Below are 481 nucleotides of genomic sequence, written 5' to 3' on the forward strand. Positions count from 1 at the left end.
AATATGTTATTTAGCTTTAGAATAATATTGCTGATATTATTTAGTTTACTGCCGATATTGGCTGTATATCTTTTGTTTTGTTACAGAAAAAACAAACAAAATTCTATAGATAATGAAAATGAAAAAGACAGAAAAAAATGGAAGTGCAAGGGATGCATAAAAGCAGAGTATTTTGATAAATCAGAGAATACGTGTGATTATTGTATACGTCAGAGTCCTTTTGGGTTTTATAGTATTTATATCGGATTGATTGCTTTTTCGTTTGGAATGTGGGTTTATATTGCAAGGTTTATAAATATTTTTTAATGAAATTTTCGTGTTACTATAGGAGGATTTGATAATGACAGGCGGAAACATATTAATAGATGTTATTGGTACAATCATAGGAATTTTAACAGGAATATTATTTGTAGTTTTATTATGTTTTTGTATAGATAAATTAGTTATTAAAACGGTTAATGACAAGGAAATTGTAGAAATA

At 26.4% G+C, this 481-nt stretch carries 1 protein-coding gene; it reads left to right on the forward strand.

The features are described 5' to 3' along the window. Nucleotides 1-306 (forward strand): hypothetical protein (locus tag OCV67_RS12855; protein WP_262644640.1); only part of this gene is annotated, 306 nt, incomplete at its 5' end. Nucleotides 307-481 lie beyond the last annotated feature (175 nt).

Origin of the sequence: Porcipelethomonas ammoniilytica (assembly GCF_025567485.1) — a bacterium.
In the GTDB taxonomy this organism is placed as follows: domain Bacteria; phylum Bacillota; class Clostridia; order Oscillospirales; family Ruminococcaceae; genus Porcipelethomonas; species Porcipelethomonas ammoniilytica.